A 9,018-nucleotide genomic window follows, 5' to 3' on the forward strand; every position below is an offset into this window, starting at 1 on the left:
GTTGTAGATGCCCCTTTCTAGTTATTGTCATTACCAGCCACCCGAGGCCCCGCCACCGCCAAAACCACCGCCGCCGCCTCTGAAGCCACCACCGCCGCCGCCCCCGCCACCGCCGCCGCGCCCACTGCTGCTGAGAATCGCCAGCAGGATAGCGCCAACGGGCAGGCCCAGCCGATTGCACAGCCACAACACACCGATCAACAGGATGAACAAGCCGACGGAAAACCCCGGATTATCCTTGGCGAAATTTGCATCCGCCACATGCGCCGGCACGGCCAGCGGCTCGCCGCCCACCACCTGTACCATCGCCGCAACACCGTCGCTGATGCCCTGGCTGTAATTGCCGGCCTTGAACTTGGGCGCGATCACCTGGTTGATGATCACCCACGACTGCGCATCGGTCAGCACACCTTCAAGGCCATAGCCGACTTCGATGCGCAACTTGTGCTCATCACGGGCGACGATCAACAGCGCGCCATTGTCCTTGCCCTTCTGCCCGATGCCCCACTGGCGACCCAATTGGTAACCGTAGTCTTCAATGGGCACGCCTTGCAGGTCGGGCACGGTGACCACCACGATCTGGTCGCCCGAGGTTTGCTCCAGCGTCTGCAACTGCTGGGTGATCTGCGCGCGGGTTGCCGGGTCGATCATCTGGGCGCTGTCCACCACCCGTCCGGTCAAGGCCGGGAACGTCAATGCCGCCTGGGCGGCACCCACGCAGGCCAGCAACCACAGCGCCAAGCCTATCCGTAATAAACGCATCGACACCTCAGAGAAGCCTTATTTGAACTTCACTTGCGGCGCTTTATCGGCATCGGCGCTGGTGGCTTCAAACGTGGCGCGGATCGGCAAGTCGCTGTACATCACGCTGTGCCACAGGCGGCCAGGGAAGGTACGGATTTCGGTGTTGTAAGCCTGCACGGCCTGGATAAAGTCACGGCGAGCCACGGCAATGCGGTTTTCTGTGCCTTCAAGTTGCGATTGCAGGGCCAGGAAGTTCTGGTTGGCTTTCAGGTCCGGGTAGCGCTCGGACACCACCATCAAACGGCTGAGGGCGCCGCTCAAACCATCCTGGGCTTGCTGGAACTGCTTGAGTTTTTCCGGATTGTCGAGGGTGCTGGCATCCACCTGAATCGAGGTGGCCTTGGCCCGCGCTTCGATCACGGCGGTGAGGGTATCTTGCTCATGGGCTGCGTAGCCCTTGACCACTTCCACCAGGTTGGGGATCAGGTCGGCGCGGCGCTGGTACTGGTTCTGCACCTGGCCCCAGGCCGCCTTGGCCTGTTCATCCAGAGTCGGAATGGTGTTGATGCCGCAACCGCTCAGCACAGTGCTGATCAATAGCAAAGCGGCGGCTTTCAAGCCCCAGCGGTAACCTTGTGCTGCTTGCATGGTGTTTCTCCTGCCCAAACTTGATGGAAGATGACGACTAACCCTTTAAACCACGCGCTTGGGGCATAATCCGCCGCCACCACTGGATTGCATTGAGCCAATCAGCTAAAAAGATGCCCAGCGCGAATAAGAGTTCATAAGTGTCGTGCATTTAGTGCAATAACACTCGAACAACAACATATGTTCCCCACATTTTGGCAGAGCGGCGCATTTTCGCTGTGCAGTAGCCGAAAAAGGATATTCATGAAGAAGCTGTGTTTGCTCGGCCTTGTTGCCACTCTGGCCACTCACCCCGTCTGGGCAGAAACAAAGCCTGCTGCGCTTAAAGACAAGGACGCCTTTGTCAGCGACCTGCTCAAGCAGATGACCCTGGATGAAAAGATCGGCCAATTGCGCCTGATCAGCATCGGCCCCGAAATGCCCCGCGAGCTGATCCGCAAGGAAATCGCCGCCGGCCGCATCGGCGGCACCTTCAACTCGATCACCCGCCCGGAAAACCGTCCGATGCAGGACGCGGCCATGCGCAGCCGGTTGAAGATCCCGATGTTCTTCGCCTATGACGTGATCCACGGCCACCGCACGATCTTCCCGATCAGCCTGGCCCTGGCCTCCAGCTGGGACATGGACGCCATCGGCCGCTCCGGGCGCATCGCCGCCCAGGAAGCCGCCGCCGACAGCCTCGACATCACCTTTGCACCGATGGTCGACATCTCCCGCGACCCACGCTGGGGCCGTACATCCGAAGGCTTTGGCGAAGACACCTACCTGGTCTCGCGCATTGCCGAGGTCATGGTCAAGGCCTTCCAGGGCGCCAGCCCCGCCAATGCCGACAGCATCATGGCCAGCGTCAAGCACTTCGCCCTGTACGGCGCGGTAGAAGGCGGTCGCGACTACAACGTGGTCGACATGAGCCCGGTCAAGATGTACCAGGACTACCTGCCGCCGTACCACGCGGCAATCAAGGCCGGTTCCGGCAGCGTGATGGTGGCGTTGAACTCGATCAACGGCGTGCCCGCCACCGCCAACACCTGGCTGATGAACGACTTGCTGCGCAAAGACTGGGGCTTCAAAGGCCTGGCCGTCAGTGACCACGGCGCGATCTTCGAGCTGATCAAGCACGGCGTGGCCAAGGACGGGCGTGAAGCCGCCAAGCTGGCGATCAAGGCCGGCATCGACATGAGCATGAACGACTCGCTGTATGGCAAGGAATTGCCCGGGCTGCTCAAGTCCGGCGAAATCGAACAGAGCGACATCGACAACGCCGTGCGCGAAGTGCTCGGCGCCAAGTACGACATGGGCCTGTTCAACGACCCTTACCTGCGCATCGGCAAGGCCGAGGATGACCCGGCCGACACCTATGCCGAGAGCCGCCTGCACCGCGCCGACGCCCGTGATATCGCACGGCGCAGCCTGGTGCTGCTGAAAAACCAGAACGACACCCTGCCGCTGAAAAAATCCGCGACCATCGCGCTGGTCGGCCCGCTGGCCAAGGCCCCTATCGACATGATGGGCAGCTGGGCTGCCGCCGGTAAGCCTGAACAATCGGTGACCCTGCTCGACGGCATCAATGCCGTGATCGGCGAAAAAGGCAAAGTGATCTACGCGCGTGGCGCCAACATCACCAACGACAAGGCCGTGGTCGACTACCTCAACTTCCTCAACTTCGATGCGCCGGAAGTGGTGGATGACACCCGCCCAGCCCAAGTGCTGATCGACGAAGCGGTGAAAGCGGCGAAGGATGCTGACGTGGTGGTGGCGGCCGTAGGTGAGTCGCGTGGCATGTCCCACGAATCCTCGAGCCGCACCGATTTGAACATCCCGCAAAGCCAGCGCGACCTGATCAAGGCCCTCAAAGCCACCGGCAAACCGTTGGTGCTGGTGCTGATGAACGGCCGCCCACTGTCGATTCTCGACGAGAACCAACAAGCCGACGCGATCCTCGAAACCTGGTTCGCCGGCACCGAAGGCGGCAACGCGATTGCCGACGTGCTGTTCGGTGACTACAACCCGTCGGGCAAGCTGCCGATCACCTTCCCACGTTCGGTGGGGCAGATTCCGACCTACTACAACCACCTGAGCATTGGCCGGCCCTTCACGCCGGGCAAGCCGGGCAACTACACCTCGCAATACTTCGATGACGTCACCGGGCCGCTGTTCCCGTTTGGTTATGGCCTGAGCTACACCACGTTCAGCCTGTCCGACATGGCGCTGTCGTCCACGACCCTGAACAAGACCGGCAAGCTCGACGCCAGCGTCACGCTGAAAAACACCGGCAAGGTCGACGGCGAAACCGTGGTGCAGCTGTATATCCAGGACGTGGCCGGCTCGATGATCCGCCCGGTGAAGGAGCTGAAGAACTTCCAGAAGGTCATGCTCAAGGCCGGTGAAGAGCGCACGCTGCACTTCACCATCACCGAAGAGGACCTGAAGTTCTACAACACCCAGCTTAAGTTCGCCGCGGAACCGGGCCAGTTCAATGTGCAGATCGGGCTGGATTCCCAGGACGTGCAGCAGCAGACGTTCGAATTGCTGTAATACGTGCAGCCCCCTCTTCGTGGGAGAGGGGGCTTGCGCCCTTCCCCGCCTCAGTCAGTAAAAAGTCAGCGTTCCCTCCCCGCTTCAAGCCAAGTCCTACATCACGCTCCCGGCCTACTCACGCACGCTATTGACCCGAAATAACTGTGCAGGTGTGTGGACCATGTCGCCCCCGAAAACCGTTCGAGCGCCCGCAACACAGGCGCCCGCTCAATCATCATTCAAGCCAGCGGCTGTCGCCCTCTGTGTGCTCGGATGCCTGTCGAGCCTGTCGGTTCAAGCAACCAGCTACGTCGAACAAGGCCGCTTGCACGATGCAGCCAGCTGGCACAGTCCAGAGTTCAACAAAGACTGGGGGCTGGGTGCAATCGGTGCCGACGACGCCTACGCCAGGGGGTTGAGCGGCACAGGCGTACGGGTGGGGGTTTACGATTCTGGAACCGATGTGCGCCACCCTGAATTTGCCGGCAAGCCCCATTCCGGCGTGCGCCTGGCCGACCCTGGCTGCATGAGTGAGACGGTGCTGGCCGATGGCTGTTTTTTCAGCGAGGGTGAGCGTTCAGCGGTGAACGTCATCGACTCACTGCCTCCCGAAGCCTTGCTTGGCCTGGAGGAGGCCATTGCCAATGGCGACATCACCCGCGAAGAGCTTGATAACTATCTGAAAAATGTGAGCACTCAGTACAACGCTCACGGCACTCACGTTGCCGGCAGGATAGTCGCCAACCGTGATGGCTCTGGCATCCAGGGCGTGGCCTACGGCGCCCACATGAGTGCCGTGCGCAAATTCAGTAACAGCTACCTTGGTGGGCCGGGTTTAAGCCCTTTCAGCGTCACCAACGTGACGCCTGCAGCCGTGAGCATGGCTTACGCGCAACTGCACGAACAACAGGTACGCGTGGTCAATCACAGTTGGGGCACACCTACGCCCCTGGCGGGTGAGGCAGAACTCGACGCCTTCCTGGCCGAGATAAATCAATATCAAGAGCTCAAGGCCACAGCCGAGGGTGCAATCAAATACGGCATGTTGCAGGTATGGGCAGCAGGCAATACCGACACGGCCAACGCCTCGCCCCAAACAGCACCGTTTACCGGCGTCCATTCGAGCCTGCCCCGCGCAATCAAGGCGCTGGAGCCCTATTGGCTGACCGTGGTCAACCTCGATCAAAGCCTGACATTGAGCGATCGCTCCTACCGCTGCGGCTTCAGCAAAGACTGGTGCCTGGCGGCACCCGGAACGAATATCACCTCAGCCTGGGTGTCGGGTTCGATCACCACCGAAAACCACCATGACGCCGACGGCGAAGTCGATGGTTTCAAGGTGACCGGCGACAATCCCGCGTTCAACTACCTCACCGCCTCCGGCACCTCCATCGCCGCCCCGCACGTGACCGGCGGGCTGGCCCTGCTGATGGAACGCTTCCCCTACCTCGACAACCCGCAAATCCGCGACGTGTTGCTGACCACCGCCACCGACCTGGGCGAGCCTGGCGTAGACGACGTCTATGGCTGGGGCCTGATGAACCTGAAAAAAGCCATCGATGGCCCCGGCCAACTGCGGGTCGACACCGTGGTCAACATGGACCGCCCCGCCGGCGGCGCCAGGGTCTGGCAAGGCGGCGTCTGGGACGACTGGCGCAACGACATCAGCGGCCCGGGGCACCTGGAAAAAACCGGTATCGGCTGGCTGCGCCTGAGCGGCAATAACAGCTTTGCCGGCGTCACGCTCAAAGAGGGTGTTCTGGAGCTGGACGCCACCAATAACCTCAAGGGTGACGTTAACCTTGAAGGCGGTCTGCTGCGCCTGAATGGTTTGCTGGCCGTCGAGGGCAACTACCAACAGGCCGCCGGTTCAATCCTGATGACCGGGCTGACCAGCCAAACGGCCCAGGCCAGATTGCAGGTCCAAAATCAGGCGTCCATCAACGGCGGCTCGTTGTACCTGAGTGCGCAACCCAACCACTATTACCTGGGCCAGCGTTACAGCATCCTTCAAGCCCAAGGTGCGTTGAATGGCGAATTTACCTCGGTAGACCGCCGCGAGTTCTCGCCTTTCCTCAGCGTTTCCCAGGTCAAGCAAGGCAATCACTTGCTGGTGGAGTTTGGCCGCGGTCAGTCACTGGCATCAGCGGCGCAGACTGCCAACCAACGCGCCGTCGCCAATGCTGCAGATGCTGAAACCCAACCCTCGCCGCTGCTGCAACGCCTGACCGCGCTGTTTCCCGAGCAGGCACCTGCAGCCCTGGACTCGTTGAGCGGCGAACTGCATGCCAGCACCCAAGCGGTGCTGATTGAAAACAGCCGTGTCGTGCGCCAGGCCGCAATCGACCGTCAGCGCCTGGCGCAAGACAGCCGCGACGCCGCACTCGACGCCAAGAACCAAGGCATCTGGGTGCAACTACCGCGTCAATCCGGCCAACTCGCAGGCAACAGCAACACCACGCGCACTCACCACAACGGCACGGGCCTGCTGTTGGGGTTCGACCACACGCTGGAGCAAGGCACTCGCGTGGGCGTGGTTGCCGGCAGCGGCCGCACGGAGGTGAGGGCCGGTTCGCGTGGCAAAGCCAGCGTCGACACCTACCAATTGGCCCTGCATGCCGGCCACACATGGGACGCGTTCGGCGTGTATGGCGGCATCGCCTATACGCAACATGAGATCGAGACAACACGCCGCGTCAGCTTCCCCGGCGTCGACAACCGACTGACCGCCACATACGCCAGCCGCACCGTGCAGGCGTTTGCCGAGGCCAACTATAGGTTCAGCCATGCCTTCTGGGACTGGCAGCCGTACCTGCAACTGGCCAATGTGCAACAGCGCAGTGAAGGCTTCAAAGAGCACGGAGGCATGGCTGCACTGAAGGGCAAAGGCGCAAAGGAAAACGTCAACCTGACCACCGGTGGCGTGCGGGTCAACCTCGACCTGGGCAAGGCGCAGATCGGCCCGTCATGGTTGAGCCTGCGTGGCGGCCTGGCTTATACCCATGCAAGCGGCGACCTGCAACCGACCACTCAGGCCACCTGGGACGGCGGCCGCATGATGAGCGTCAGCGGCGCGCCGTTGGATCGCCTCAGCACCCGCCTGGAACTGGGCGCCACCGCGCGCCTGAGCCGCGACAGCACGTTGGACTTCGGCTTCAGCCAACAGCGCGGTGAGCGCACGCGCGACCAGAGCCTTACGGCGCAGTACAGGTTGCAGTTTTAGTCAGCAAAGGGCGGGGGCGCCCTACCCCCGCCGATCCAACAGATTCACCACCAAGCGATCAATCCAGCCCCACACCCGCTGCTTGACCCGCCGCCACAACGGCCGCGACTTCCACGCTTCGAGGCTCACGGCCTGGCTCTTGGCAAAATCGCGTTCGAAACTGCCGGCCACGGCCAGCGTCAATTGCGGGTCCAGCGCTTCCAGGTTGGCTTCCAGGTTGAAGCGCAAATTCCAGTGGTCGAAATTGCACGAGCCAATGCTCACCCAATCGTCCACCAGCACCATTTTCAGGTGCAGAAAGCACGGCTGGTATTCGAAAATCTGCACGCCGGCGCGCAACAACCGCGGGTAATAACGGTGCCCGGCGTAGCGCACGGACGGGTGATCGGTGCGCGGGCCGGTGAGCAGCAAACGCACATCCACCCCACGCCCCGCCGCGCGGCGCAAGGCACGGCGCACGCTCCAGGTCGGCAGAAAATACGGCGTGGCCAGCCAGATTCTTTGCTGGCCGCTGTTCAAGGCGCGGATCAGCGACTGCAGGATATCGCGGTGCTGACGCGCGTCGGCATAGGCAACGCGCCCCAGGCCTGGCCCGGTGGCCGGCACCTTGGGCAGGCGCGGCAAACCAAAATGGGTAGCGGGCTTCCATTCACGGCGAGCGGCATTGGCGTGCCATTGCCGCTCGAACAGCGCTTGCCAGTCCAGCACCAGCGGGCCGCTGATTTGCACCATCACTTCATGCCATTCGGCCGTGTCATGCCCTGGCGTCCAGAATTCATCGGTCACGCCGGTGCCGCCGATCACGGCAATGCTCTGGTCAATCAGCAACAGCTTGCGGTGGTCGCGGTACAGATTGCGCATCCAGCGCCGCCAGCTCAGGCGATTGTAGAACCGCAGCTCCACGCCCGCGTCGGTCAGGCGCTTACGCAAACCCAGGGTAAACGCCAGGCTGCCGTAATCATCAAACAGACAGCGCACCCGCACGCCGCGCTCGGCGGCGAGTACCAGCGCCTGCACCAAAGCGTCGGCGCAGGCGCCGGCTTCCACCAGGTACAACTCCAACTCGACTTGCCGCTCAGCGCGGGCAATGCCCGCCAGCATCTGCGGGAAGAAACGCGGGCCGTCGATCAGCAACTCGAAACGGTTGGCGCTGCGCCACGGGAAGACTGCGCCGCTCACGTCAGCGCGCCGTAAAAATCAGCACCGCACCCACCGGCACCGACAAACTGATCGACTTGAGCCCCGCCGCTTTGCGCAAGGTCGCCACGCCCGGCGCCAGGTCAAAGTCTTCGGCATGCAACACCACCGGCTCCAGGGTCACCACTTGAAAGCGTCGGTCATCCAGGCGCGTGGCCAGCAGTTCGGCGCTGTAGGTTTGGGTCTTGCCGTGCAACGTCACACTCAACGGCAGGCGCAATTCCAGCTGCGCGCCGGGGGCCAGATCGTTGATGGGTTGCAGGTTGATCTGCGCACTGATCAGCGCTTCGGGGAAGGTCTTGATGTCGAACAGGTCATTGCGCATGCGCTCATCGCGCAGCGGGATGCCACTGTTGATCGACTCCACCTCCACTTCCAACTGGGCCGCGCCCTGGCTGTCGACCTTGCCGTGCAGCACCAGAAAGCGATGCACTTCTGCAATTTCGGTGTTCTTGGTGGTGACGAACGACAGGCGTGAGGATTCGTTATCCAGGTACCAGTCGGCGTGGGCGGGCATGGCGGCACAGGTCAACAGCGCGAAGGCCAGGGGTTTGACGTTGAACATAAAGACTCATGAGGCAAAAAACCTGGGCGAACCTTAAGCGCAATATCACAAGCGGCGCAAATCTAATGTGGGAGCTGGCTTGCCTGCGATTGCGGTGAATCAGTGAAAGAAAACGCTGACAGAC

The 9,018-nt window shown here is 61.9% G+C and carries 6 protein-coding genes; 2 read left to right on the plus strand and 4 right to left on the minus strand.

Going from position 1 to position 9,018, the window contains the following annotated elements:
* Positions 1–30: 30 nt before the first annotated feature.
* Both NTD89_RS17015 and NTD89_RS17020 read right to left on the minus strand, forming a co-directional pair.
* On the minus strand, positions 31–762 hold the full coding sequence (locus NTD89_RS17015; RefSeq protein ID WP_262208733.1) for a TPM domain-containing protein: 732 nt from the start codon (positions 760–762) through the stop codon (positions 31–33).
* 18 nt (positions 763–780) lie between these two features.
* Positions 781–1,392, minus strand: coding sequence for a LemA family protein (locus NTD89_RS17020; protein ID WP_106577060.1), 612 nt, complete (start codon positions 1,390–1,392; stop codon positions 781–783).
* Between the two features lie 243 nt (positions 1,393–1,635).
* Between NTD89_RS17020 and bglX the strand changes: the two genes are divergently transcribed.
* Positions 1,636–3,927: a beta-glucosidase BglX gene (gene bglX, locus NTD89_RS17025; protein ID WP_106577061.1), complete on the plus strand. Its 2,292-nt coding sequence runs from the start codon at positions 1,636–1,638 to the stop codon at positions 3,925–3,927.
* A 163-nt stretch (positions 3,928–4,090) separates the two neighbouring features.
* Complete coding sequence (locus NTD89_RS17030) at positions 4,091–7,132, plus strand: S8 family serine peptidase (protein ID WP_262208734.1); 3,042 nt, start codon at positions 4,091–4,093, stop codon at positions 7,130–7,132.
* A 21-nt stretch (positions 7,133–7,153) separates the two neighbouring features.
* On the opposite strand, the gene NTD89_RS17035 is transcribed toward NTD89_RS17030, so the two are convergent.
* Entirely contained in the window at positions 7,154–8,311 is a 1,158-nt protein-coding gene (locus NTD89_RS17035; RefSeq protein ID WP_262208735.1) for a phospholipase D-like domain-containing protein, read from the minus strand.
* 1 nt (position 8,312) lies between these two features.
* The gene (locus NTD89_RS17040; RefSeq protein ID WP_242194161.1) at positions 8,313–8,894 is read right to left on the minus strand and encodes a YceI family protein; all 582 of its coding nucleotides are present in this window, start codon (positions 8,892–8,894) and stop codon (positions 8,313–8,315) included.
* Positions 8,895–9,018: the final 124 nt, after the last annotated feature.

It is taken from the genome of Pseudomonas sp. 14P_5.3_Bac1 (genome assembly GCF_025466135.1).
Taxonomy (GTDB): Bacteria; Pseudomonadota; Gammaproteobacteria; order Pseudomonadales; family Pseudomonadaceae; genus Aquipseudomonas.

Coding starts and splice junctions, on each gene's coding strand:
- NTD89_RS17015 (WP_262208733.1), bottom strand. CDS start 762: ATGCGTTTATTACGGATAGGCTTGGCGCTGTGGTTGCTGGCCTGCGTG.
- NTD89_RS17020 (WP_106577060.1), bottom strand. CDS start 1,392: ATGCAAGCAGCACAAGGTTACCGCTGGGGCTTGAAAGCCGCCGCTTTG.
- bglX (WP_106577061.1), top strand. CDS start 1,636: ATGAAGAAGCTGTGTTTGCTCGGCCTTGTTGCCACTCTGGCCACTCAC.
- NTD89_RS17030 (WP_262208734.1), top strand. CDS start 4,091: ATGTCGCCCCCGAAAACCGTTCGAGCGCCCGCAACACAGGCGCCCGCT.
- NTD89_RS17040 (WP_242194161.1), bottom strand. CDS start 8,894: ATGTTCAACGTCAAACCCCTGGCCTTCGCGCTGTTGACCTGTGCCGCC.